This window comes from Natrinema sp. H-ect1 (assembly GCF_041821105.1).
GTDB classification, from domain to species: Archaea; Halobacteriota; Halobacteria; order Halobacteriales; family Natrialbaceae; genus Natrinema; species Natrinema thermotolerans.
Window position 1 is genome coordinate 179,319 of record NZ_JBGUBA010000002.1, and the last position, 24,433, is coordinate 203,751.

At 65.5% G+C, this 24,433-nt stretch carries 24 protein-coding genes; 13 read left to right on the forward strand and 11 right to left on the reverse strand.

Translation table 11 applies throughout. The features are described 5' to 3' along the window. Nucleotides 1-111: 111 nt before the first annotated feature. Nucleotides 112-1,767: a thermosome subunit beta gene (gene thsB, locus ACERIM_RS05115; RefSeq protein ID WP_373631588.1), complete on the forward strand. Its 1,656-nt coding sequence runs from the start codon at nt 112-114 to the stop codon at nt 1,765-1,767. 245 nt (nt 1,768-2,012) lie between these two features. On the opposite strand, the gene lrp is transcribed toward thsB, so the two are convergent. Continuing rightward, nucleotides 2,013-2,477: an HTH-type transcriptional regulator Lrp gene (gene lrp / locus ACERIM_RS05120; RefSeq protein ID WP_006647954.1), complete on the reverse strand. Its 465-nt coding sequence runs from the start codon at nt 2,475-2,477 to the stop codon at nt 2,013-2,015. Between the two features lie 123 nt (nt 2,478-2,600). On the opposite strand from lrp, the gene glnA reads away from it, so the two are divergent. The 3 genes from glnA (at nt 2,601) to ACERIM_RS05135 (ending at nt 5,167) form a co-directional block, all read left to right on the forward strand. After that, on the forward strand, nt 2,601-3,956 hold the full coding sequence (gene glnA / locus ACERIM_RS05125) for a type I glutamate--ammonia ligase (RefSeq protein ID WP_373631589.1): 1,356 nt from the start codon (nt 2,601-2,603) through the stop codon (nt 3,954-3,956). 247 nt (nt 3,957-4,203) lie between these two features. Further along, complete coding sequence (locus ACERIM_RS05130; RefSeq protein ID WP_373631590.1) at nt 4,204-4,473, forward strand: hypothetical protein; 270 nt, start codon at nt 4,204-4,206, stop codon at nt 4,471-4,473. Between the two features lie 175 nt (nt 4,474-4,648). Then, complete coding sequence (locus tag ACERIM_RS05135) at nt 4,649-5,167, forward strand: gamma carbonic anhydrase family protein (RefSeq protein ID WP_373631591.1); 519 nt, start codon at nt 4,649-4,651, stop codon at nt 5,165-5,167. A 42-nt stretch (nt 5,168-5,209) separates the two neighbouring features. On the opposite strand, the gene ACERIM_RS05140 is transcribed toward ACERIM_RS05135, so the two are convergent. The 4 genes from ACERIM_RS05140 to ACERIM_RS05155 form a co-directional block, all read right to left on the reverse strand. Next, on the reverse strand, nt 5,210-5,707 hold the full coding sequence (locus tag ACERIM_RS05140) for a hypothetical protein (RefSeq protein ID WP_049965716.1): 498 nt from the start codon (nt 5,705-5,707) through the stop codon (nt 5,210-5,212). Between the two features lie 63 nt (nt 5,708-5,770). Then, on the reverse strand, nt 5,771-6,898 hold the full coding sequence (pdhA, locus tag ACERIM_RS05145; RefSeq protein WP_373631592.1) for a pyruvate dehydrogenase (acetyl-transferring) E1 component subunit alpha: 1,128 nt from the start codon (nt 6,896-6,898) through the stop codon (nt 5,771-5,773). Nucleotides 6,899-6,960: 62 nt separating this feature from the next. Continuing rightward, a complete protein-coding gene (locus tag ACERIM_RS05150) occupies nt 6,961-8,052 on the reverse strand; it encodes an aminomethyltransferase family protein (protein WP_373631593.1) in 1,092 nt (363 codons plus the stop codon). Between the two features lie 39 nt (nt 8,053-8,091). Continuing rightward, on the reverse strand, nt 8,092-8,388 hold the full coding sequence (locus ACERIM_RS05155) for a DUF6432 family protein (protein WP_006180242.1): 297 nt from the start codon (nt 8,386-8,388) through the stop codon (nt 8,092-8,094). A gap of 378 nt (nt 8,389-8,766) precedes the next feature. Between ACERIM_RS05155 and tnpA the strand changes: the two genes are divergently transcribed. The 5 genes from tnpA to ACERIM_RS05180 all read left to right on the forward strand — a co-directional run bounded on the left by tnpA (nt 8,767) and on the right by ACERIM_RS05180 (nt 12,476). Beyond that, nucleotides 8,767-9,171 carry an IS200/IS605 family transposase gene (gene tnpA, locus ACERIM_RS05160; protein WP_049965719.1) on the forward strand — a complete coding sequence of 135 codons (405 nt, stop codon included), beginning with the start codon at nt 8,767-8,769 and terminating at the stop codon, nt 9,169-9,171. Nucleotides 9,172-9,175: 4 nt separating this feature from the next. Continuing rightward, nucleotides 9,176-10,417, forward strand: a complete 1,242-nt coding sequence (locus ACERIM_RS05165) for an RNA-guided endonuclease InsQ/TnpB family protein (protein WP_373631594.1) — start codon at nt 9,176-9,178, stop codon at nt 10,415-10,417. A 49-nt stretch (nt 10,418-10,466) separates the two neighbouring features. Then, entirely contained in the window at nt 10,467-11,477 is a 1,011-nt protein-coding gene (locus ACERIM_RS05170) for a hypothetical protein (RefSeq protein ID WP_373631595.1), read from the forward strand. Nucleotides 11,478-11,627: 150 nt separating this feature from the next. Then, a complete protein-coding gene (locus tag ACERIM_RS05175) occupies nt 11,628-12,014 on the forward strand; it encodes a DUF5611 family protein (RefSeq protein WP_006180240.1) in 387 nt (128 codons plus the stop codon). A 276-nt stretch (nt 12,015-12,290) separates the two neighbouring features. Next, a complete protein-coding gene (locus ACERIM_RS05180) occupies nt 12,291-12,476 on the forward strand; it encodes a hypothetical protein (RefSeq protein WP_373631596.1) in 186 nt (61 codons plus the stop codon). Here ACERIM_RS05180 and ACERIM_RS05185 read toward each other — a convergent pair whose 3' ends face one another. Together ACERIM_RS05185 and ACERIM_RS05190 are read right to left on the reverse strand one after the other, a co-directional pair. Beyond that, complete coding sequence (locus tag ACERIM_RS05185) at nt 12,477-13,808, reverse strand: dicarboxylate/amino acid:cation symporter (protein ID WP_373631597.1); 1,332 nt, start codon at nt 13,806-13,808, stop codon at nt 12,477-12,479. A gap of 101 nt (nt 13,809-13,909) precedes the next feature. Beyond that, nucleotides 13,910-15,397, reverse strand: coding sequence for a heme-binding protein (locus tag ACERIM_RS05190; RefSeq protein WP_373631598.1), 1,488 nt, complete (start codon nt 15,395-15,397; stop codon nt 13,910-13,912). 157 nt (nt 15,398-15,554) lie between these two features. Here ACERIM_RS05190 and ACERIM_RS05195 point away from each other — a divergent pair, with 157 nt between their 5' ends. Then, entirely contained in the window at nt 15,555-16,079 is a 525-nt protein-coding gene (locus tag ACERIM_RS05195) for a PadR family transcriptional regulator (protein ID WP_006647944.1), read from the forward strand. A 24-nt stretch (nt 16,080-16,103) separates the two neighbouring features. Here ACERIM_RS05195 and ACERIM_RS05200 read toward each other — a convergent pair whose 3' ends face one another. The 4 genes from ACERIM_RS05200 to ACERIM_RS05215 all read right to left on the reverse strand — a co-directional run bounded on the left by ACERIM_RS05200 (nt 16,104) and on the right by ACERIM_RS05215 (nt 21,542). Continuing rightward, nucleotides 16,104-17,945, reverse strand: a complete 1,842-nt coding sequence (locus ACERIM_RS05200; RefSeq protein ID WP_373631599.1) for a site-2 protease family protein — start codon at nt 17,943-17,945, stop codon at nt 16,104-16,106. Nucleotides 17,946-17,989: 44 nt separating this feature from the next. Next, on the reverse strand, nt 17,990-19,702 hold the full coding sequence (gene lysS / locus ACERIM_RS05205; RefSeq protein WP_373631600.1) for a lysine--tRNA ligase: 1,713 nt from the start codon (nt 19,700-19,702) through the stop codon (nt 17,990-17,992). After that, a complete protein-coding gene (gene pyrH / locus ACERIM_RS05210; RefSeq protein WP_006647940.1) occupies nt 19,699-20,424 on the reverse strand; it encodes a UMP kinase in 726 nt (241 codons plus the stop codon). Before pyrH ends, lysS begins: the two co-directional genes overlap by 4 nt. Before the next feature lie 92 nt (nt 20,425-20,516). Further along, nucleotides 20,517-21,542 (reverse strand): CapA family protein, encoded by a 1,026-nt coding sequence (locus ACERIM_RS05215; RefSeq protein WP_373631601.1) that lies wholly within the window; start codon nt 21,540-21,542, stop codon nt 20,517-20,519. A gap of 137 nt (nt 21,543-21,679) precedes the next feature. Here ACERIM_RS05215 and ACERIM_RS05220 point away from each other — a divergent pair, with 137 nt between their 5' ends. From ACERIM_RS05220 to ACERIM_RS05230, 3 genes are all read left to right on the forward strand, one after another. Then, nucleotides 21,680-22,516 (forward strand): molybdopterin synthase, encoded by an 837-nt coding sequence (locus tag ACERIM_RS05220; RefSeq protein WP_006647938.1) that lies wholly within the window; start codon nt 21,680-21,682, stop codon nt 22,514-22,516. Between the two features lie 256 nt (nt 22,517-22,772). Further along, complete coding sequence (locus tag ACERIM_RS05225; protein ID WP_006180229.1) at nt 22,773-23,012, forward strand: hypothetical protein; 240 nt, start codon at nt 22,773-22,775, stop codon at nt 23,010-23,012. A gap of 248 nt (nt 23,013-23,260) precedes the next feature. Then, entirely contained in the window at nt 23,261-24,424 is a 1,164-nt protein-coding gene (locus ACERIM_RS05230; RefSeq protein ID WP_049905365.1) for a site-2 protease family protein, read from the forward strand. Nucleotides 24,425-24,433: the final 9 nt, after the last annotated feature.

The window sequence follows — 24,433 nt, forward strand, 5'->3', positions numbered from 1 at the left end:
TCCCGTACACTGTGGCGGTTTTCGTCGGCAAATCGGCCGCCGGACTGGTACGGCCGACTGCGACGATTGAGAAAGCTTTATGTAGAATCACAATCAATCGATCGAGTGACTATGAGTCAGCGAATGCAGCAGGGGCAGCCGATGATCGTAATGAGCGAGGACTCCCAGCGCGTCAAGGACAAGGACGCGCAGGATTACAACATCAGCGCCGCCCGTGCGGTCGCTGAAGCCGTTCGATCCACACTCGGTCCGAAGGGCATGGACAAGATGCTCGTCGACTCCATGGGATCGGTGACGATCACCAACGACGGCGTCACCATCCTCAAGGAGATGGACATCGACAACCCGACGGCCGAGATGATCATCGAGGTCGCCGAAACGCAGGAAGACGAGGCCGGCGACGGCACCACGACCGCCGTCGCGATCGCCGGCGAACTCCTCAAGAACGCCGAGGACCTCCTCGAGCAGGACATCCACCCGACGGCGATCATCAAGGGCTTCCACCTCGCTTCCGAGCAGGCCCGCCAGGAGATCGACGACATCGCGACCGATATCGACACGAGCGACGAGGAACTCCTCCGAAAGACCGCCGAGACCTCGATGACCGGCAAGGGCACCGAGGTCAACAAGGAGTATCTCGCCGAACTCATCGTCGAGGCCATCCGGCAGGTCACCGTCGAGGACGAGAACGGCGACAACGTCGTCGACCTCGAGTTCCTCAACATTGAGACCCAGACGGGTCGCAGCGCCGGCGAGTCCGACCTCCTCGAGGGCGGCATCGTCGACAAGGACCCCGTCCACGACAACATGCCCAACTCGGTCGAGGACGCCGACATCCTCCTGCTCGACGAGGCGATCGAAGTCGAGGAGACCGACGTCGACACCGAGGTCTCGGTCACCGACCCCGACCAACTCCAGAAGTTCCTCGACCGCGAGGAGAAACAGCTGCAGGAGAAAGTCGACAAAATCGCCGACCTCGGCGCTGACGTCGTCTTCTGCCAGAAAGGCATCGACGACCTCGCCCAGCACTACCTCGCCAAGGAAGGCATCCTCGCGGTGCGACGCGCCAAGAAGTCCGACCTCGAGTTCCTCCAGGAAGTCGTCGGCGCGGCGATCGTCTCCGACCTCGAGAGCGCGACCGAGGAGGACCTCGGCTTCGGCGACGTCACCCGCGACGAGGAAGACGAACTGTTCTACGTCGAGGGCGAGGACGCCCACGGCGTTACCCTCCTGCTGCGTGGCTCGACCGACCACGTCGTCGACGAACTCGAGCGCGGCGTCAACGACGCGCTCGACGTCGTCGCACAGACCGTCTCCGACGGCCGCGTCCTCGCGGGCGGCGGTGCCATCGAGGTCGAACTCGCCGGCCGTCTGCGCGACTACGCCGACTCCGTCTCCGGTCGCGAACAGCTGGCCGTCGAGGCCTTCGCCGACTCGCTCGAACTCGTCCCGCGCGTCCTCGCCGGGAACGCGGGACTGGACTCGATCGACACGCTCGTCGACCTGCGTGCGGCCCACGACGACGGCCAGATCACGGCCGGCCTGAACGTCTTCTCGGGCGACGTCGAGGACACCTTCGAGGCCGGTGTCGTCGAACCGGCCCACGCCAAGGAACAGGCCGTGACCTCCGCCGCAGAGGCCGCGAACCTCGTTCTCAAGATCGACGACATCATCTCCGCCGGCGACCTCTCCACCGACAAGGGCGACGACGAAGAGGGTGGCCCCGGCGGTGCCGGCGGCATGGGCGGCATGGGCGGCATGATGTGAGACTAAATTTTGCTCTGCGAGCGCGGCGAAGCCGCGCTCTCGGCAAAATTTAGTATAAAAACACTCCTCCTTCCGTTCCGACCCGCTACGCGGGTCTCCACATCAGTCGTCGGCCCGCTCGCTCACTGCGTTCGCTCGCGGTAAAGGCGTCGTTCGGGTTCTTCGAACCGTTCACTCGCCGATCTTACCCGTCGTTTAGTGTCGCCACTGCCCCGGTTGTGGAGTGTTCAAAAAGACCCGTCCGATTACTCCTCGTCCTCGACCTCGAGTTCGAACTGTTCGTTCTCGCTCACGGCGTTGAGAACGACGCTCGTGTTCGAGGCCTTGATATCGGGATCGGTCAGCAGTTGCTTGATCTGGTCGTTCATCCCGTCGGTGTCCTCGAACTTGCCGATGGCGATCACGTCGTAGTCGCCGGTGACCTCGTAGACGCTGGTCATCTGGCGATGGTCGCGCAGCGTGTCGGTGACGTCCGGGAGGGCGTTCCCCTCGACCTGCAGTTGGATTACGGCGGTCACGTCGTAGCCGACCGCGTCGTAATCCACCCGCGGGGTGTAGCCCTCGATCACGCCTTGCTCCTCGAGATCGGAGAGGTGGTTCGAGACGGTGGTCACGGACACGTCGAGTTCCTCCGCGAGGCTTCGCAGGCTCGCCCGGCCGTCGCCGAGAAGTGCATTCACTAGTTTTGCATCGAGATTTTCGTACGTCATCAGGTACACCCACTCACTGTGCCCTTTAGAAATTTACGAATATGCAGTTTCGAGAGGGAGAGCGAAGATTTGCACGGAACGGTAGTGCTTTAGTATACTGGTTACGAGGATACGACGAGAAAGATGACAAGCGGAAACCTCTCTGAAACCGAACAAGCGGTATTGGACGAGATCGAGGAGCAAGACGTCGACTTCCTCCGACTACAGTTTACCGACATTCTGGGCACGGTCAAGAACGTCTCCGTGCCGGCCCGCCAGGCCGAGAAGGCCTTCTCCGAGGGGATCTACTTCGACGGTTCTTCTATCGAAGGCTTCGTTCGCATTCAGGAGTCGGACATGCGACTCAAGCCCGATCCCGAGACGTTCGCGATCCTCCCATGGCGCCAGAAGGACGACAGCGCCGCCGCCCGAATGATCTGTGACGTCTACGACACGACCACGGGCGAACCCTTCGAGGGCGATCCGCGCCGCGTTCTCAAGAACGCACTCGACCGCGCCGAGGAGATGGGCTACATGGTCAACGCCGCGCCCGAACCGGAGTTCTTCCTGTTCGAGGAGGACGAGGACGGCCGCGCCACGACCAAGACGAACGACGCCGGCGGCTACTTCGACCTCGCACCGAAGGACCTCGCCAGCGACGTCCGCCGCGACATTATCTACGGGCTCGAGGAGATGGGCTTCGAGGTCGAGGCCAGCCACCACGAGGTCGCCGAGGGGCAACACGAGATCAACTTCACCTACGACGACGCGCTCGCGACGGCCGACAACGTCGGCACCTTCCGGACCGTCGTTCGTGCGATCGCCGCCCAGCACGACCTGCACGCGACGTTCATGCCCAAGCCGATCCCGCGCATCAACGGCTCGGGGATGCACACCCACCTCTCGTTGTTCACCGAGGACGGCGAGAACGCCTTCCACGATGAGGACGACGAGTTCAACCTGAGCGACGAGGCCCACGCCTTCACCGCCGGGATTCTCGAACACGCGCCGGCGATTACGGCGATCGCGAACCCGACCGTCAACAGCTACAAGCGCCTGGTGCCCGGCTACGAGGCACCGGTCTACGTCGCCTGGTCGGACCGCAACCGCTCTGCCCTGATCCGCAAACCGGCGGCCCGAACGCCGGCGGCCTCGCGCGTCGAACTGCGCTCGCCCGACCCGTCCTGTAACCCCTATCTCGCGCTCGCCGTCATGATCCACGCCGGCCTCGACGGCATCGAGAACGACCTCGACTGTCCCGACCCGGTCCGCGAGAACATCTACGAGTTCGACGAGGCAAAACGCGAGGAGTACGGCATCGATACGCTGCCCTCGAACCTCGGCGAGGCCGTCGACGCCCTCGAGGAGGACGAGGCCATCTACAACGCGCTGGGCGACCACGTCGCACCCAAGTTCGTCGAAGCGAAGCGACAGGAGTTCGAGGACTACCTCGTCGACGTCTCCGACTGGGAACTCGACCGCTACCTCGAGACGTTCTGAACGCCGCCGATCGGTCCGGCCTTTTCTTCTCCGCGTCGGTCAGCAGCCTCGCTCGCGGTCGTGACTCGAGTATGAGCATCTCGGCGTCGCGCGTGTAATCTCGACTATGCCGGTGCGAGACCGACGATCCGCGTTCCTGCGACGGACCACGTCGATGCCGGCCGACCGAGGGACGCGCCGATCGCGCGGTCTTTACGGCGCACATTCAGGGGCAATACGTAGGCACGGTGGCGACGGAGCGCCGAGTATGGCTGACGCGCCGGCGATCACCGAGGTCGAAACGGCGGACGAGTACATTCACGTTCGGTTCCGTGATCCCGACCGGTACGACGAAATCAGGACACCCGATTGGGCGACACAGCCGGCGGAATCGGTCTCCGAAGGCAGCGAGGTCAGAACTGGAAAGATCGAAGGCGAAGACGACTGGGCGGTCACCAGCGTCCTGATCGACAAACACGTCGGCGAGGACAAAGCGAAAGACCAGGCTCGAGAGATCGTCGAGAAAATCGAGTCCTGACCGGGTCCCCGCCGCAGGCGTGGCCGCGGATCCGCCTCCGTTTCGGCTCGCTTGCCCGTCGCTCGAGCGGGTCCCGGACGCTCGCTCCGCCGCTCGAGTCCCGTCGACAACGCATCGACGACTGTCACGGTGATCGTGATTCGGTATTATGGGTGCGATAGTGATACTATTACACATGGTCGACAGCAGGACCTACGCGTTCGAGGACGACCGGCCGACGATCGACGACACGGCCCGCGTCAGCAGCGAGGCGACCCTCGTCGGCGACGTCGAGGTTGCGGCGGACGCGAGCGTCTGGCCCGGCGTCGTGCTACGTGGCGACGTTGGTCCCGTCCGGATCGGCCGGGAAACGCACGTCGGGGACAACGCGACGATCCACGCCTCGCGACTCGCGAGCGAAGTCATGGTCGGTCACGGGGCCGTCCTCAACGAGACGTCCGTCGAGACGCGATCGCTGATCGGGTTCAACGCGACGATAAACACCGGCGTGACGATCGGCACCGGCAGCATCGTCGCCGCCGGCACCGTCGTCCCCGACGAGTACACGATCCCGCCGGACTCGTTCGTCCGCGGTGTCCCCGCGGAGATCACGCCGCTCGAGGAGACCGGGATCGACGCGGCGGCGATCCTCGACGACTACTCGTCGGGCGAGTACACGAACCTGGCCCAGCGCCACGAGGAACTGTTCGACTGAAAACCCGGCCGGCGCCCCCTCGAGCGGTCGTACGGGATCGCGCTACGACCGCTGGCTCGCGGACCCGAGTTCGAAGATCTCCCTGTAGAGACTCTCGGCGAGGCTGTCGATCCGTTCCTCGGCCTCGCTGGCGGCCATCGTGTCGGCGATGCCCCGCCACTCCACGGAGAGGCGGGCGATCGGCACCAGCGCGACTCCGCCGATGACGATGTCGCCCTCGGGAGTGTGAACGCGCCACTCGGTCCTCGTTCCCGTCGCGGCGCGGGTAACGCCCTCGATCTCGCCGCCGGCAGCGACCCACCGCTCGACCAGGTCGTCGGTGATCCGGCGGAGCTTTCGTTCGCCGAGCAGGTGACAGGCGAGGCCGAGGCCGGTCACGATCGCGAACGCCGCGGCCGCCATCGCGAGGCCGCCGTAGGGAACGTTGATCGACGCCGCGAGGCCAGCCGTCACGACGACCAGTCCGACGACCCGCCCGTCGACCGCGTTCGGCACCGTGCCCTCCCAACTCGCCTCCCGGGACGGCTGCTCGAGTCCCATATCGACTGGGGGTTGCGACGACGCTCGGGTAGCCCTTGGCCTGTCCCACTGCGGCCTTTATCCTCACTCGTCCTCGAGTAACGCGTCGTCGCCGTGGCGGTCCCGCAGGTCGGCGAGGTACTCGCGCTGGGCCTCGAGTCGCGGCGTCGGCTCCGCGTAGGCGTACTCGAACATCTCGCCGGGATCGCCCGCCACGTCTTCGGCGCGGTCGACCAGCGTGGCCAGCGTCTCCTCGATCTCGCTCTCGATCGCCTCGATCCGGTCGTCGTCGAGGACGCCCGCGTCCCGCAGGTAGGCTTCGAACCGGTCGATCGGATCCTTCTCACGCCACTCCTCGATCTCCGACTCGTCGCGGTAGACATCGGGATCGTCGGCCGTCGTGTGCGCGCCGTAGCGGTACTGGACCGCTTCGATCAGCGTCGGGCGTCGCCGCTCGTCGCCGGACTCGAGGGCTTTTTCCCGGGCGGCCTTCGTGACGACGTAGGTCGCGAGCGGGTCCATGCCGTCGACCTGGACGCCCGCGAAGCCGTAGGCCGTCGCCTTCTGTGCGATGGTCGCGCTCGCGGTCTGGCGCTCCCGCGGGACCGAAATCGCCCACTGGTTGTTGTTACAGAAAAAGACCGTCGGCGTGTCGACGACACCGGCGAAGTTCAGCGCCTCGTGGAAGTCCCCCTCGGAGGTCGAACCGTCCCCGAAGTGAGCGACGCCAACCCGGTCATCACCGTTCAGCTTCGCGGCCCACGACCAGCCCACGATGTGGGGCAGGTGGGCGGCGATCGAGATGTTCAATGGGAAGACGTCGATCTCGGCCAGCGCGGCGTTGCCGTCCTCGTAGCCCATCCAGTACAGCAGGTACTCCCATGGCAGACCCCGCACGACCAGCGCCCCGTGTTCCCGGTACTGAAAGGAGAGCATGTCGTCGTCGGCCAGCGCGTAGGTCGCCCCGATCTGGGACCCCTCCTGGCCGGCCAGCGAGGAGTAGGTCCCCAGCCGTCCCTGCCGCTGGAGGCTGATCATCCGTTCGTCGAACCGGCGGGAAAACCGCATGTCCCGGTACATCGACCGCAGCGTCTCGGCCTCGAGGGCCGGCTCGAGTTCGGGTGCGACGACGGTTCCGTCCGCGTCGAGGACGCGGATCCGATCGTCCGGCTCCCGGTCGAAAAGGTCCCGATCGAGGGCGTCTCCGGACATGCGTCGTTCCTCGAGTCCGCGGTATATAACAGTGGCTCCGAACGCGGGATCCGTCGTCCCGCCTACTGGTACTCGGGGAGCCGAGCCGACCGATTCGAGCCCTCGACGAACGGCAGTTCGGTCCGGGTCGCGGCGACCTCCTCGCCGTCGACGCGAACCGTCAGCTCGTCACTCTCGAGGCCGTAGTCGACGACGGCGAGCGCGATAATCTCCTCGAGCATCGGGCTTTCGCCCGCGCGGGTCACCTCGCCGACCGAGGCGTCGCCGTCGAAGACGGCCGCGCCGCCTTCGGGGACGGCCTCGCCCTCGAGCGTCAGCCCCACGAGCCGTCGACTCGGCTGACCGCGGTTCTCGACGCGGGAGACGACCTCTTGACCGACGTAACAGCCCTTCTCGAAGTCCAGACCGTTGCGGAGGCCGAGGACGTTCGGCAGCTCCCCCTCGAGTTCGGTATGGAACAGGGGGGTCCCGGCCTCGAGCGCGAGGCTCTCGAAGGTCCGGTAGCCGAAGGGGGCGGCGTTGAGGCCGTGGTTGAGCAGCGTGTCGTAGACCGCTTCGGCGTCGTCGGCCGCACAGATCACGTCGAAACTCTCCTCGCCGGTCAGCGCGTCGGTTCGGACGACCGTGACGCCCTCGTCGCCCATCGTCCCGCGGACGAACGAAAGCGGGCGGTCGGGCGAGGCGGCCCCGTTGAGAACGCTGGCGATCTTCTCGGTCGCTTGCGGGCCGTGGATGCCAAAGATTCCGTACTCGTCGGTCGCAACCCGGATGTCGACGTCCTGAATGAACACTTTCTCCGACCACTCCTCGGCCAGCGGTTCGGCGGCCTCGGGCTGGGTGAAAAGCAGCAGCCGCTCGCCCGCGTTGTAGACGTAGAGTTCGACCTCGATCCCGCCCTGCGGGTCGAGGACGAGCGCGTAACAGCCCTCGCCGTCCTCGGCGGGGACCCGGTTCGAGACCACGTTGTCGACGTACTCGACGCGATCGTCGCCGTCCACGACGATCACGCCGTAGGCCGGTTCGAACAGTCCGACGCCGTTGCGGACCGCGCGATGGGTTCGTTCGGGACGCCCGAAGTGGTCGACGATCGTCCGGTCGGCGCGCTCCCCGAACGTGGCCCCGTGATCCTCGTGGATGGACTCGATGACGCTCATGGATACTCCCTGGAGCCTGACCGTATCAGGCGTTTCGATTCAAAAAGGCAGCCGGTCGCGAAGCCACTCGCCGAACGACTCGTCGTCGTCCTCGTCGGTCGGCTCGTCGGGGACGACGCGGTCGGCGGGTTTGATCACCGTCTCCGAGCCCGAGTCGACAGCGATCAGGTCGTCCTCTTTGAGCGTCGCCAGGGCGTCCTCGAGTTCGTCGATGTCGACCTCGACGGCCGCCCGGAGTTCGAAGACCGTCATTCCGTCCTCGGCGCGGTCGACCAAGGCGTCGAGTACCGCCACCTCCGTCCTCTCCCGGTTCCGGTACTCCCGCTTTGCTCTCATCCGTGTGTCTATTCGACGACCCGGGATTTGACGTTTGTCGTTCCGACAGCGACGAACGCCGCCGCCGAACCCGCCTCCTCGAGCCCACGGTCCGATCCGCCTGCCAGTCGGCCGGAATTCAGACCGCTGTCACGACCGAAAAACTCGCTTAGCTCAAAGTAGGCGCTAAATCCCCTTCCTCAGCGTGCGCCAACCGAAAGAAGGCGCGAGCAGGGAGGGGATACAGCGTTCACGAGAGCGAAGCTCTCGTGCGCGAACGAGACGCGAAGCGTCTCGTCAACGCCGCACGGTTTTCATACACGATTCGGTAGCAGGCCCACAGGCCCACGCAGCCGAAATATTTTTCAGTAGGATATTATATAGTATTAACTGGACCCAATGAGCTATGACCTCGACTTGGGAGCGCACTTGACGTATTCCCTACGCTACCACCCGATACTCACCACGAAGTATCGGCGCGGAGTGCTAACCGAGGAGCGAACCCAATTTATCCACGAGGTCATCAGCGGGTTCACGGACAACTACAGCGTCGAACTGACGAACCTCGACGGCGAAGACGACCACGCACACATCCTGTTCCGAGCGAAACCAATCACAGACCTCGTGAAGTTCATCAACACGGTCAAAGGTGCGATCGCCTGCCGTATCCGCAACGAGTACGCGGACGAACTGAAAACCGAACTGTGGCGAGACTCGTTCTGGGACGACTCGTACTGCCTCATCTCGACGGAGCAAGTGTCGCTGGATATGCTGAAACAGTACGTCGAGAACCAACGCGAGTAACGCCATGTACTACGCCTACAAGTACCATCTCAAGCCGTCCGATGCCCACCGTAAGGAGTTGGACCGCCACCGAGACATTTGTAGGCAACTGTATAACCACACGCTATACCGCCTCAACGAGTACCAAGAGAACCACGGCGAACTGCCGTCCATGACCACCCTGCGGTCGGAGGTTCCCGATCTCAAGAAATGGTGGGACGGCCTCTCAGACGTGTACTCGAAGGTTCTCCAAACCGTCGTGGAACGCCTGTTCGACAACCTCAAAGGACTCTCCAAACTCAAGGAGAACGGCTACGGCGTCGGTCAACTCAAGTGGAAGCCTCCACGGGAGTTTCGCAGTTTCACGTACAGTCAGTCTGGCTTCAAACTCGACAAGAAGGGTGGTCAGGCTGTGCTGTCACTCTCGAAACTCGCGGACATTCCTATCAAACTCCACCGATCCATCCCCGACGACGCGACACTCAAGCAGGTCACAATCAAGAAGGAACCGACGGGCGAGTGGTTTGCCACGTTCGGTGTCGAAATGGACTGTGAGCCACCCGAACCGCCCGAGAATCCCGAAGAGTGCGTCGGGATCGACGTGGGAATTCTCAAGTATGCCCACGACACCGACGGCATGGCGGTCGGGTCCCTCAACCTCTCCGATGAGCGTGACCGCTTGGAACGTGAGCAACGGAAACTCTCGCAAAAGCAACACGGGTCGAACAACTGGGAGAAACAACGGCGGCGGGTCGCGGAGTGTCACGCCGATCTGCGACGAAAGCGCCGTGACTTCTTGCACAAACTCTCGAACTACTACGCACGGGAGTACGACCTCATAGCCGTTGAAGACCTGAACGTGAAAGGGATGATGGAATCGCCGTCGAACAGCCGCAACACAGCCTCCGCCGCGTGGCGAATGTTCTTCTCGTTGCTCGAATATAAGTGCAAACACGAAGGAACGCACTTCGTAGCGGTTAACCCGAGAGGGACGACCAAGGAGTGCGCGTCGTGCGGCGTCTCGACGGGAAAGCCGTTGTGGGTTCGTAAACATTCCTGTCCTGCCTGCGGTTTCGAGGCGGACAGGGACGCGAACGCGGCGTGGAACATTCTTTCTCGCGGCCTCGAAAAAGTAGGAGTGGGACACTCCGAATCAACGCCTGTGGAGACTGCGCTCCCTGTGGATACGCCTGTATCTGCAAAGCGCGTCGTGGAAGCAGGAAGCCTTCCCCTCAAGGAGCGAACAGCGGCAGCCATGAGCGAGTAGGGTAGTTCACCAGTACGTTTTTTATGGGACCGGTCGGTACGGTGGGACAATGGTCCTGCGATGTTCGCTGCTCGGACACGACTTCGGCGAGGCCGAGGTCGAACGCGAGCGCGAAGAACGGGGCAGCGAGGTCGTCGTAACCGTCCAGGAGTACGAGGAGTGTGCCCGCTGTGGCGAGCGCAACGTCATCAGCGAGAACACCGAAGTAACGAGCCTCTCCGCCGGGACGGACGCCGACTCGCCCCCCGCCGAGCCCGATACCGAACCGCCCGAACCAGCACTCGCGTCCGACTCCGACCCGATCGACGGCGAGGAGGACGCCGAGTTCATCGATGCCGACGAACCCGCGACGGCGGCCGCCGGCCCCGCAACCGCCGATCCGGCCGACACGGACGACGCCGGCCCGACTGCGGCCGACCCGGCCGCCCCTGACCTCGAGGCGGCCGAGCCCGACCCGGCCGGAGTCGACGACGAGATCGATCTCCCGACCGACGAGAACGGCAATCCGGTCACCGACGACGGCGAGATCCTCGAGGACGACGACGAGCCGGCCGCCGATCCCGACCGTGACCGCGAACGCGGCGAGTGGCCCGACTCCGACGACGTCGGTCCGCCGGCGGACGAGACGAACGAACCGACCGACTGGCCCGACGACGGCCCTGTAGGTGCCGACGACGCGGCCGACGCCGGTGCCGAGGTCGATCCGGCCGCGATCGAGGACGACGCCGTCCTCCTCGACGACGAGCCGGACGACCCCGTCGGCGGTGCTGACGCCGCCGAGGCCCCTGCCGACGCCCGCTCCGTGACTGCCGAGCCGCCGACGCAGGACACGACCGAGGCTGCTGCCGACGTCGCGTCGGAACCGGGGACCGGCATCGAGCGAGCCGAGTCGGTCCCGACGCCCGCCGAGGGCGACAGCGGTCCCGGCGAGGACGTGCCGACCGAGTTCTACTGCCCCCGGTGTGAGTTCGTCGCCGCCGGCGATCGGGGCTCGTTGCGGGCCGGCGACATCTGTCCCGACTGCCGGAAGGGATATCTCAGCGAACGCGAGCGGCGTTGATACGACCGGTATCCCGATTTCCCGGTGCAACCGCGACAGTCACGGGTCTCGTGTCCGTGATACCGCCGTTCGAGCGATCCCTGACAGGTCAGCGGATCGAATCGTTGGCTATGAAAAGAGGTAAACGCGCCGCCGTGTTTCTCCCAATCCATGAAGGAGTACAAGATGCGTCGCGGTGAATATCTCGAGGAGCGCATTCCGGATATGGAATCGACGGTCGAGGACTACTTCGGCCCGATCACCGGCACCGAGGAGTACAAGGGCAGCGACCTCTACCTCATCGACGAGCCGGACAACCCGGTCTTCGAGAAGATCGTCGTCGGTGCCGTCGAGTACTCCGGCAAGAAGGACAAACTCGGCGTCGAGTTCAACGAGCGCGACCCCACCGAACTCGGCCCCGACGAACTCGAGGCCGCGGCCGACGCCGTCGACATCAAGAACGACTTCCTGCTCGAGGCGACCGGCCGTGACGCCAAGGCACGACGCGACTCGATGAAGCGGAAAGTCGAGGACGACCCGGATCACGATTTCGACTAACGAAATTTTACGCTGCGGTCTATCGCGAGCGAGGCGAACAGCGCCTCGCTCGCGATGTCCCTCGGTAAAATTTCGATCAAAAACACTCCTCTTTCCGTTCGCTCGTCCTTCCAGTCCTCGCTCACATCAGTCGTCGGCCCGCTCGTTCGTGCCGTCGACACTCACTCGCGGTCGGTATCGGGCGGCGGCCTGCCCTCCCGGCCACGGTACCGCCCTTGACGTGGCCGTTCCTGTTGCTTCGTAACGGCTTTGACCGCCGCGTCGAAGTACCCGGTAATGGAACCACAGGCGTTTCTCGCGGCGACGCTGGTCGCTCACGTCGGCTTCGCGATCTTCGTGACCGCCCACGGCTATCTGACCGGGCGCGACCCCGGCAAGTGGCCCTTCGTGACGCTCGCGTTCGGTCTGGCCGGGATCGCCGCCTACTTCTTCTACGACGAGTCGGCGGACTCGAGTCCCTGATCAGTCACCGGCTGCGACGCTGTCCTCACCGTCGCCACTGGCTTGCGAGCCGTCGGCCCAGACACCCTCCGTGAGATCGATCCCGTCGGTCCACTTGCCGACGACCGACGCGACCGCGAGGTCGCCGGTGACGTTGTTCGTCGTCGCGATCCGGCCGAGGATCGGGTCGACGCCCGCGACGAAGCCGACGATCTCGAGGGGGAGTCCAACGGCGTTCAGAATGACGGTCAGCATGATGAGCCCGGCCCCGGGGACCCCGGCGGTGCCGATACTGATCAGGATCACGGTCGCGAGGACGATCAACTGATCGCCGAGACCGAGCGACACGCCGACCATGTTCGCGGCGAAGACCACCGTGACGGCCTGTCTGATCGCCGCCCCGTCCATGTTGATCGTCGCCCCGAGTGGGAGGCCGAAGCCGTAGACCGACTCGTCGATGCGCAGGTTCGTTTCCGCGTCGGTGATCGTCACCGGCAGCGTCCCGCTCGAGGAACGGATCGTAAAGGCCGTCACCATCGCGTCTTTCGCGCCGTTGAGAAACGAAAGCGGCGACTGACCGAGGATACCGACGGTCATCACGCCCAGGTAGGTGACGGTCATGTGGATCGCGATGCCGATCGCGATGACGCCGACGAGCGCGCCCAGTTGCACGATCGCGCCCAGGCCTTCGGTCCCGATCGCGGCGGCCATGAGCGCGAAGACGCCGACGACGCCGTACTCCATGACGCCCCAGACGATCGTGAACAGCGCCTGCGTACCGGCGTCGATAAACGCGAAGAAGCCGTCGATCGCGTCCGCGATCGGCTCTTCTGTCGTCGACTCGCGGACGATCGTCAACGCCAACCCGAAGACGACGACGACGAAGATCGTCGCCAGAATCTCGCCGTTGACCATCGCGGCCAGCGGATTCTCGGGGACGATACCGAGGACGACCTCGGAGACCGACGGCGGTTCGGCCTGCTGGGCCTCGCCACCGGTGAACTCCACGGCCGTTCCGGGATCGAACAGGTTCGCGACTGCGAGCCCGATCAGGGCCGCGATCGTCGTCGTCGCGGCATAGAGTGCGACGGTCAGCCCGCCGACCTTCCCGAGTTTCGACGGCGTCAGCTTGCGCATCCCGCCAAGCAGCGTAAAGACGATCAACGGGATGATCAGCATCTCGAGCAGCCGCAAGAAGAGATCGCCAAGCGGGCTGAGAACGGCAGCGCGTTCGCCGGCGATGGCCCCGAGTGCGGTCCCGAGGACGAACGCGACCGCAATACGGTAGATGATCGGAATCGAGCGATACTGCTCCCATGTTCGTCGTGGCAACGACTCCTGCGTCGTACTCATCGATCCGCCTTATGAACGGGACCGATCAACCCGTGTCGGTACCGGTGAGACTGTCCCACACCTATGACGGGCCGTTCTGGCGGAGACGACTGGGGTCCGTCTCAGGCCAGGAAGACGTGTCGCGGCCGGTCCGCGAGGACGTCCCGCCCGAACTCGACGGTCTCGGAGAAGGCGTCGCTCCGGAAGAACGTCATGGCGTCGTCCCGGGAGTCCCAGCGGCTGGCGATGAACATGTCGTTTTCGTCCTCGCGGTTGACCAGCAGGTCGGTCTTGCGGTGGCCGTCCATGTCGGCGAGGATGCCACCGACGTCGTCGAAGGTTTCGACGAAGTCCCCGCGGTGGTCCGGTTTGACGGTGTAGAACATCCCCATCGTCCCCCACGAGTCGTCCTCGTCGTCACCGGCCTGTCGGACGACATCGGGTAACTCGGCGAGGAACCCGGCGGCCGTGTTCGCGGCCCGTTCGGTGTCCCAGAGGCTGACGACGGCGGTTTCGCTGTCCGTATCCTGGGGCTCGTAGACCGCCGTCTTCACGTGGGTGTCGTAGTGGTCGAAGTTCTCCCGGTAGCCGTCGACCTCCGCGAACAGCTCGTCGGGGTCGGCCGCCGAGTAGAGGACGACTGCGTGGACGTCCTCGCCGTGGGGCTGGCCCGCGTAGATGCCCTCGTCCTCGAGTTCATCGCGGACGCCGCCGCTCTCGTCGCCGTGGCCCGATCCCGACTCGTCGCCGTGATGATGTCCGTCGGAGCCGCCGTGGTGTCCCTGGGCGTCACCGCTGGCGTGAGGGTGGGACGTCTCGCCCTCGGCCGGCACGCGGTCGCCGGCGAGGAAGGCCCCGAGGTCCGCCGGTGGGAACCGCCGTGCCGAGAGGAACCGCCCGAACTCGGCGAAGCGGGAACTCGAGGGATCGAAGCGCATCTCGTAGAGCAGTTCCTTGACGTCGGTCGGGTCGTCACCGAACAGGGTCACGCCCCACTCGAAGTCGTCGAGCCCGACGCTACCGGTGATGATCTGGGTGACGCGGCCGGCGTAGTCCTTGCCGATCTCGCCGTGGTTCGCGAGGTAGTCCGCCCGCTCGTCGAAGGGCAGTTCGTACCAGTTGTGGTCCGGCCCGCGGCGCTTGCTCATCGGGTAGAAACTGAGGAACTCGCTGTCGGGAATCTCGGGTTTGAGCCGGGACTCGATGTAGCGCTCGAGGCCGGCGTCTTCGACCTCGCTGTCCTCGTCGAAGTAGTCCTCGGACATGTAGCCCGAGACCTCCGTGACCGACACGTAGGAGTCGGCTCGCTCGGTGAACTCCGCGAGCGCAGTGTGTTCGAACTGCCGCTCGAGCGCGTCGATGTCGCCGAGGGTGGGTCGGAGGTGGAGGACGAGCAGGTCGGCCTTGTGGCCGAGGACGGCGAACGTCGCCGAATCGCCCTCGTCGGCGTCGTCGACGGCCTCGCTGGCCTCGAGGTAGTCGATGCCTTCCTCGATGGCCCGTTCGCGTCGCCGCTCCGGGGCGGCTCGCCAGGCGTCCCAGTCGATCGACCGGAAATCGTGGAGAACGTACCAGCCTTCTTCGGTCTGCGGTGGTCGCCGTCGTTCCATAGTTGCGGGTTGGAACCGGGCGCTCAAGAAGGACCGGATTTCGGTTGACAGTTTCGGCCCCGACCGTCGCCGCCAGATCAACCGGTACCGAACCTGCACCGTCGGAACTCGGCGTGACCGAAACCCTTTAGCGCCGTCCGTTTTATCCCCGAGACACATGCGGAAAAGTGGCCCGCCGAAAGGACTCATCGCCTATCTCGTCCTCGAGCTTCTCGCGGAGAAACCACGGTACGGATACGAGATCTTGAAGGAGATCTGTGAGATCAGCGGCGGTCACTGGGAGCCATCCTACGGCTCGGTCTACCCCATCCTCTATAAGTTCGAGGACAAGGGCTGGGCCGAGCGCATCGAACGCGAGGACGAACCCGACCGAAAGTACTTCGAACTGACCGCCGAGGGCCGGGCGGAACTCGAGGAGCGGCGCGAAACGGGCGCGGAGAAGGCCCGTGACTTCGCGGACGTCATTCTTGGCTTTTTCCACGTCTATGCCGCCTTCTCGACGGACGATCGGTTCGACATCCCCCCAATGGAGGGCGAGTGGCACTTCGACGAGGCGTTCAGCCGCTGGGTCGTCGAACAGGTCGTCCGCCACTACGAACACTACTTCGATACCGATTTCGAACGCCTCGAGGCGACGCCCGAGGAGTTCTACGAGCGCCACGGCGTCGAGTACGAGGAGTGACGTCGCGGGCCTGACGGTCGTTCGCTACCCCGAGACCAACTGCGGCCCGAACAGCAACAGGAGGAAGCTCACGAGCATCGTCACGCCGACCGTCGTCGTCACGACCCGGACCATCCCACGGGTCGCCTCGATCGGGAGCCGCGAGATGATCGCCTCGGTACTCGTCCGGAGGATGTGGCCACCGTCCAGCGGGAACGCCGGAATGCAGTTGAAAAAGCCAAGCTGGAGGTTGATCCAGCCGGTCCAGAACAGCAGATTCGCCAGCAGGAAGACGGTCCCGTCGCCGAACGCGCCCAGGAGCCCCTGTGCCTCGTAGAAGTTCTGAATCCCGCCGGTGAAGCCGGCGAAGTTGAACGGCAGCGCGCCGCTGACGCCCATCACCGGCAGTAGGATTGCCAGCCCCACCTTCCCGAGGAACGTGTCGGTAATCGGTCCGAACCGCGTGTCGCCATCGCCGCCGAGCAGCCCCAGGTACTCGTCGGCGGGATAGAGCTGGACCCCGATGTCGCTGACCGCCACGCCGGACGTTCCCTGGTACGGCTGAATGCCGAGGAACCCGCTGTCGGATCGCGGATGCTCGTCGAGGGTCACCTCGTAGCTTCCCCGTTCGTCGCCGATGTAGCCCGCGACCGCGACCTCCTGTCCGGGCTCAGTGTCCTCGAGCAGGTCGGCCAACTCCGCGTAGCTGTGGACCCGTTCGCCGTCGAACCGGGTGATGACCATCGTCTCGTCGGTCGGCCCGGTCTCGGCCTCGAGGGGTTCGTCTTCGACGACCGAGACGGCGGCTCCGACGGTCACCTCGCGCTCGACGCGGTCGCCGCCGTCGGCGGGATCGATCGTCAGGTTCACGCGCTCGTTCTCGCCGACGGCGTCGAAGAAGCCGCGTTCGGTCGCGATCGTTTGCCCGTCGACGGCGCGGATCTCGTCGCCGGTCGATAGGCCGGTCGGGCCGTCGTCGATCGCCGCGGTCACGAGCAGGGATCGGTCGACGGTCTCCGTCTCCTCGCCGTTGAGTTCGATCGCGATCTGCTCGCCGCTTGTCGCCTCGAGGCGGTCCGCGAGGTCGTCGTTGCCCTCGACGGCGGTGCCGTTGATCGCCGTGATGCGGTCGTTGGGTTCGATCCCGGCGTCGGCGGCGGGGGAGTCGGGTGCGACGCCGCCGACGGCGGCCCCGGAGGCGACGCCGATCGAGCCGACGACGGGGCCGAAAAGCAGGGCGAAAGCAAGCAGCGTGATCGCGAAGTTGTTCGTGACGCCGGCGGCGAACATCCGGGTCTGGCCGCCGCGGGAGGCAGACTTGCTGCTCTCCTGATCCGGCTCGACGAACGCGCCGACCGGCAGGACGGCAAGCATCGCGATCCCCATCGAGTCGATGTCGATGTCCTCGACGCGACAGAGCAGCCCGTGGCCGCCCTCGTGGACGACGAGGCCGACGAGCAGCCCGAAGACGATCCCGGGCGTGGCAGACAGCGGGAGGAAGTCGTTGACGCCGGGAATCACGAGGACGTTTCGCGGCTGTCGAACGGCGGATGTCGCCATCTCCGGCGTCGAGAGTGCGGTGATCGCCGCCTGTAGGAGGAACACGAACATCCCGATCATCACGACCAGCGCGATGCCGACGCCGAGGTTCGACCACGCCCGCCAGAACCGTTTGGGGCGAGCGAGGCGGTCGAGGAGGGCACGACCGCGTTTGGTATGGAGGGTGAGGATCGGTCCCTGCGTGCCGACGTAGTCCGGCAGCCGGCCCGCGTTTCGCAGGCCGACGATCGCGGCCCAGTAGCAGAGGAGACCGATCAGGACCCACGTGAGGAGTTCGGAGCCGTATATTGCAGGGGGCGAGACGAAACCGAGGGAACCGTGATCCATCGGTACTATCTCGGGCGGGCGTTCTCAAATGGCTTTTGTCTGTCCTAGCGCTCCCGCCGGAGCCGCGCGACGACGAACTCCCGGTCGACCTTCGCGAGGAACGGACCGAGCTTCGGCCCCTGGTCCTCGTCGAAGAACAGCCGGTAGCCCGCCGCGAAGAAGTCGCCGACATCGACGTCGTGGCGCTTTGCGGTCTCGTAGATCTCGCCCTGGATCTCGTCGGGCTCGTGGCCCGCTTCGATGAAGTCGGCCAACTCCGCCAGCGCGTCCTCGGTCGCCGCGTCGAAGTCGTGGTCCGGGATCGCCGTCCGTTTGAGTTCGTAGTCGAACTCGTTGCCGGTACGCCGTGCCCAGTTGCGGGCCTGCTCGACCCGATCCAGGGCTTCCTCGACGGCCCACTCGGGCGCATCGTCGGGAATGTGGCCTTCTTTGCGAGCGACGTCCTCGCGCAGGTCGGGATCGTCGAACATCCCGAGTACCGCGGCGAAGGTGTAGGGCAGCCGGATTCGCTCCTCGCGGGGCTCTTCGACAATGAAGGGGTAGACCCGCTCGGCGAATGCCCGCTCGTCCTCGTCGGCCTCGATCTCGTCGAAGTAGATCGCCTCGAGCCGGTCGAACTCGTCGACCAGCTGGTCGAGGTGTTCGATGCTGAAGTCGCGTGCCTTCACGGGATCCTTCACGAAGAAGTACCGCAGGACTTCCGGCTCGAGCAGTTCCAGGACGTCCGAGACGAGAATGACGTTGCCGGCCGAGGAGGAGAAGGGCTCGCCGTCGAGGGTAAACCACTCGTAGACCATCGGCACAGGGGGCTCGATTTCGAGGACGTTGCGGGCGACGTCTTGGCCACTCGGCCACGAGCCTTCGGCGTGGTCCTTTCCGAAGGGCTCGAAGTCGACGCCCAGCAGCTGCCACTGGCCGGGCCACTCGAAGCGCCACGGGAGCTTCCCCTCCCGCAGCGTGGCGGTACCCTCGTGGCCGCAGCCGTCGATCGTCTGGTCGCCGGCCTCCATGTCGGTACAGCGGTAGTCGACGGTCGGCTCGTCACCGGCCAGATCGACGCTCGTCACCGTCTCGGTGACTTTGCCACACGCCTCGCAGATCGGGTTGAAGGGGACGTAGTCGCCGTCCGCGTCGACTTTGTCCTGGTACGTCGAGAGGACTTCTCGAGCCCGCTCGCGGTGTTCGAGGACGAACCGGGTCACGGCCTCGAACTCGCCGGACTCGTACAGCTCGGTGTTCGAGACCAGTTCGATCGGGACGTCGAGTGCGTCGGCGCTGTCTTGGATGATCGTCGCGAAGTGGTCGCCGTAGGAGTCACAGCAGCCGAAGGGGTCCGGGATATCGGTGTAGGGCGCGCCGAGGTTCCGGCCGAGCGCACCGGCGTCGACCTCGCCGAGATCGACGAGGTTGCCTTCGAGGTCACAGAGGGTCCGGGGCAGCCCCCGGAGCGGGTCGCGGTCGTCGGCGGTGAAGACCTGTCGGACCTCGTGGCCGCGGTCCCGAAGCACCTCGGCGACGAAGTAGCCCCGCATGATCTCGTTGACGTTGCCCAGATGAGGAACGCCGGACGGTGAGATGCCGCCCTTGACGACGATCGGCTCGTCGGGATCGCGCGCTTCGATGCGGTCCGCGACCGTGTCGGCCCAGAACGCGTGGCGCGTCTCGCTTGCCTCCTCGCTCTGGAGCGTGTAGGGACTGATCGCGTCAGACGCCGCCGCGTCGCCGGTCTCCTCGTCGGCGTCGCCGTCGGCACTCATTGCTCGTCGGCCGCCCAGTAGGTCGGTTCCGCGCCGGCACCGTCGGGGACGATGTCGGTCCCCTCGTGATCGCCGTCCCGAACGGCGCGGGCGATCCGGTCTGGATCGGTGCCGTCGAGGACGATCGTCCGCATCCCCGAGCGCTCGATGATCTTCGCCGCCAGCAGGTCTACGGGCGCGGAGGCACCGGCGTTCATCTCGAGGCCGGCGATGGCGTCGACCAGCTCCGTCGCCGAGAGCCGGTCGTGCTTGGTCGCGTCGTCGTCCTCGTTGGGGTCGGCGCTGTAGACGCCGGGGACGCTCGTGGCGTAGATCAGCAGATCGGCGTCGATGTACTCCGCGAGGGCGGCCCCGACCGCGTCGGTCGTCTGGGCCGGCGCCACTCCGCCCATGATGCAGATGTCGTCCCGGCGCAGCGCCTCGCTTGCCTCCTCGTAGTCCAGCGCGGGTGCTGTCACCGACTCCTCGCTGAGCGCGGCGATGAGCAGCCGTGCATTGAGTCGGGTAACGTCGATCCCGAGCTGGTCGAGTTCGATCTCGTTGGCCCCGAGGTCGCGAGCGGCTCCGATGTATTCGCGGGCGACGCCGCCACCCCCGACGACGGCCCCGATCCGACAGCCTTCGCTGATGAGATCCTCGATGACGGCGGCGTGCTCGGCCACCCGATCCGCGCCCGGCTCGGGGACGAGTACGCTCCCGCCGATGGAGACGACCACTTTCATACTACCCCGGTGTAGCGGAGTTGCTATCTTAAGGGTTGTCAACTGCCCGGACGGCGTGGTGACACACCGCTCGAGCCAGTCGCCGCCGCGACTCACCGCTCGAGCGACAGGACGAGTCCGTCGCCTTCGCGCTCGAACTCGGTCCCGAACGGGTCGGACAGTTCGCGTATCCGATCTCGGGCCCACGCGGCCGCGTCCGGGCTCGCCTCGTGGACCGCACAGCCGTCGATTTCGGTGGGATACAACCGGAGGTCGCGAACCCCACCCTCGGGCGTCGCACGCAGAACGAACAGGAAACTGCGGTCGTTGTGCAACTCCTCGTCGATCCTGTAGTCGTCCACGAAATCACCCGTATCGTAGCAGATCGGGGCCCCCTCGTAGACCTCGATCCCCTGCAAGACGTGGGCACTGTGACCGTGGACGAGATCGACGCCGTTCTCGACGAGCCAGTGACCGAAGTCCCTGAAAGAGTCCGGCGGTTCCGTCACCATGTTCGGCCCCCAGTGTAGCGAGGCCACCAGTACATCGGGATCACGTTCACGTGCGCGCTCGAGGGCGTCCCGGACGAGCCGTCGCGTCTCCGGATCGTCGACGTCGATCTCGATCCGGGCCGTTCCCGGCGAGTCCGCGTCGGCGGCGTATTCGGGCGTGTTGTCGGTAAACGAGACGACCGCGAGGTCGAGCCCGTCGTTGCCCCCGTCGCTTGCCTCGGAGTCGGGAATCGTCAGTACCGCCGGCTCGAGCGCTTCGTCGAGCGTCTCACCCGCACCCGTGCGGGCGATCCCGGCGTCGTCGAGCGCGGCGAGGGTGTCCCGTAACCCGGTCTCCCCGTAGTCGAGGACGTGGTTGTTCGCCAGCGCACAGGCGTCGACGCCCGCGCGCTCGAGCGCCGGGACCGCCCAGTTGGGGTCGGCCCGAAAGTGAAACGGACGGTGAGTTCGCTGCCACTCCCGACCCCGCGTCGAGAGGACGCACTCGAGGTTGCACACCAGCCCGTCCAGTCCGCGGAGCCGCTCGAGGACGGTCCCCCAGACGGCATCGACCGGGCGGTTCCGCTGGCGCTCGTCGACGAGCCGCCCGAGCATGACGTCACCGGTGACGCCGATTCGGAGCGCCATACGAATCGTTCGCGACCGAGACCCAAAATTCCGGACCAGCGTTCGACGGCTCGAGGCACCGTGTCCCGACCGCGACGACCCCCGGCCGCGGGGCTTTCGTCGACAGCTACAAACCCCGACCTACCCACAGTCTAGCCATGCACGTACTCGGTGTTCGCGACGCGGGAGCCGACGGCGACGCGCTCGAGGCGGTCGTCGATCGGGTCGTCGACCGGCTCTCCGAGCGGGGGCGGGTCGGGGTCGTCAGATACGACGCGACGATCGCCGACGGGACGCAGGTGCGCGAGTCGGCGACGCGCGGCGGCGACGTCACCTACGATCTCGGTGTCGACGGCGACTGGACCGCTTCGGGGACGGGGATGGGCGTCCGCGACGCCCTCGACCGGCTGGCGACCGACTGCGAGTACGCGGTCGTCGTCGGCGTCCCCTCGCTACAGTATCCGTCGATTCTCGTCGGCGGCGACGGGTCCGACCGCGAGGCCGCCGGCGAGGTGCTGGCGACCGTCGAGGGGCCCGCCGGCCTCGACCTCGCGGCGCTGGTCGACGACCTCGAGGCGGCCGAGCCCCACCGCACCCTCGAGTCGCTGGTCGCCCGAGTCAAGGCGTCGCCGGCGGCCGACCGTGCGGGTGCGATCGCGACGTTTACCGGCCGCGTCCGAGCGAAAGACAGTGCGGACGACGCGCGCACGCAGTACCTCGAGTTCGAGAAGTACGAGGGCGTCGCCGACGAGCGCTTGGCCGCCCTCGAGGCCGACCTCGAGTCGCGGGACGGCGTCTTCGCGGTCGAACTCTACCACCGAACCGGGATCGTCGAGGACGGCGAGGACATCGTGTTCGTCGTCGTGCTGGCCGGTCACCGCGGGGAGGCGTTCCGGACCGTCGAGGACGGGATCAACCGGTTGAAAGACGAAGTCCCGCTGTTCAAGAAGGAGGTCACGGTCGAGGACGAGTTCTGGGTCCACGAGCGATCGTGATCGTTCCCGTCGTTCACCGACCGGGCTGAACGGGCGAAACGGTCGGGAAAGACGACATTGAACTCCCCATGTCTATCGAGCCGAAGATAATATGTTAGAGTCGGTTTTAAAACGTCTAACGGGATATGAGCGGTTCGATAATAGTTCTATTACCGAACATAAAACGTCTATTACCCTCCGGATAGCTGAACACAATCGAAACGGGGCTAACCAACCCTTCTTTATAACGGGTCGCCGCCACAAGGGAGAATCGTCGATGAGTACGACAGCCCAACCCTCCACGGAAAGCAAGGAACGCCGCCTGAAACGCTACCTGCGCGAACGTGCCGAAGACGGCGAGCTGTACTTCAAAGGCAAGTTCATCGCGGACGACGTCGGGATGTCGCCCAAAGAGATCGGCGCGTTGATGGTCAAGCTCTCCGACTCGGTCAGCGACCTCGAGATCGAGAAGTGGTCGTACACGAGCGCGACGACGTGGCGTGTCGCTCCCGCGTAACGCCGTACCGACGCTCGACCGGTCCGCCCGTCCCCGCAGTCCGCTCCCGCGTGCCGACGCGTCACCGACGCTATCCGGCACGACGTTCCGAACACGTTGACGCGTTTACCGACGACGCGGTTCGTACTCGTTTTCCCGCCGACAGCCATATCCCTATCCGCTCGCCGATAGCCGCGTCCAACCCACGAGAAACGGACTCGGCTGCCGACGACAGTCGTTTTATACGGCCCCAAGTCGAACCACGGATGATGGACGACGGCGACCGGTCCGGCTTCGACGGCACGGAACGTAACGGCCGTTCCCCCGCGGACGGACCGCCGATCGATCGGATCGAGTCGGTGTTTGCAGTCTACGAAGTCCGGCGCGAGGACGATCAGATAGTGTATTACGGCGACCCGCTGACCCACCCCGAGCGGGTCATGCGCGACCTCTGGCCGACGTTCAACGACCGGGGCTACGACCTCGAGTTCGAACGCCGCCACGGCGAGTACGTTCTCGTCGCCGAGCCGGCGACCCGCGGCATCGACGGGATCCCCTGGACGAACGTCGTGCTGTTGCTGGCGACGGTCGCCTCAACGCTGTTCGTCGGCTCGTGGTGGTGGTATCCGGCGCTCGACCCGTTCGCGAACCCGACCGATCTCCTCCACGCGTGGCCGTTCTCGCTGGCGATCCTCGGCGTTCTCATGGTTCACGAGATGGGCCATTACGTCATGAGTCGGTACCACCGGGTCGAGGCCTCGCTGCCCTACTTCATTCCGATCCCGACGCTCATCGGGACGATGGGCGCAGTCATCAGGATGAAAGGCCGGATGCCCGACCGGAAGGCGCTGTTCGATATCGGCGTCGCCGGGCCGCTCGCGGGGCTGGTCGCGACGGTCGTCGTGAGCGTGATCGGGCTCCACCTGCCGCCCGTGACCGTCGATCCGGCGCTGCTCCAGAACCCCGACGCCGTCCGGATCGAACTCGGGTACCCCCCGCTGCTCGAGTTGCTCGCGGCGGCGTTCGACCAGCCGCTGTATCGCGACGACCCGACGACGGGCGTGAACCCAGTTGTCATCGGCGCGTGGGTCGGGATGTTCGTCACGTTTCTGAACCTGATCCCGGTCGGCCAACTCGACGGCGGCCACATTTTGCGGGCGATGACCGGCGAGTTCCACGACACCGTGGCCGCGCTCGTCCCCGGCGCGCTGTTCGTTCTTGCTGGCTATCTCTACTACGTCCAGGAGTACACGGTGAACGCAGTCTCGGTCTGGATCATCTGGGGGCTGCTGACGACGGTGTTCGCGTCGGCGGGGGCAGCGACGCCGATCCGGGACGACCGCCTCGGTACCGGCCGGACCGTCCTCGGCGTCGTCACGTTCGGGCTCGGCTTGCTCTGTTTCATGCCGGTTCCGGTGATGGTCATCGGCTGAGCCGCTGCC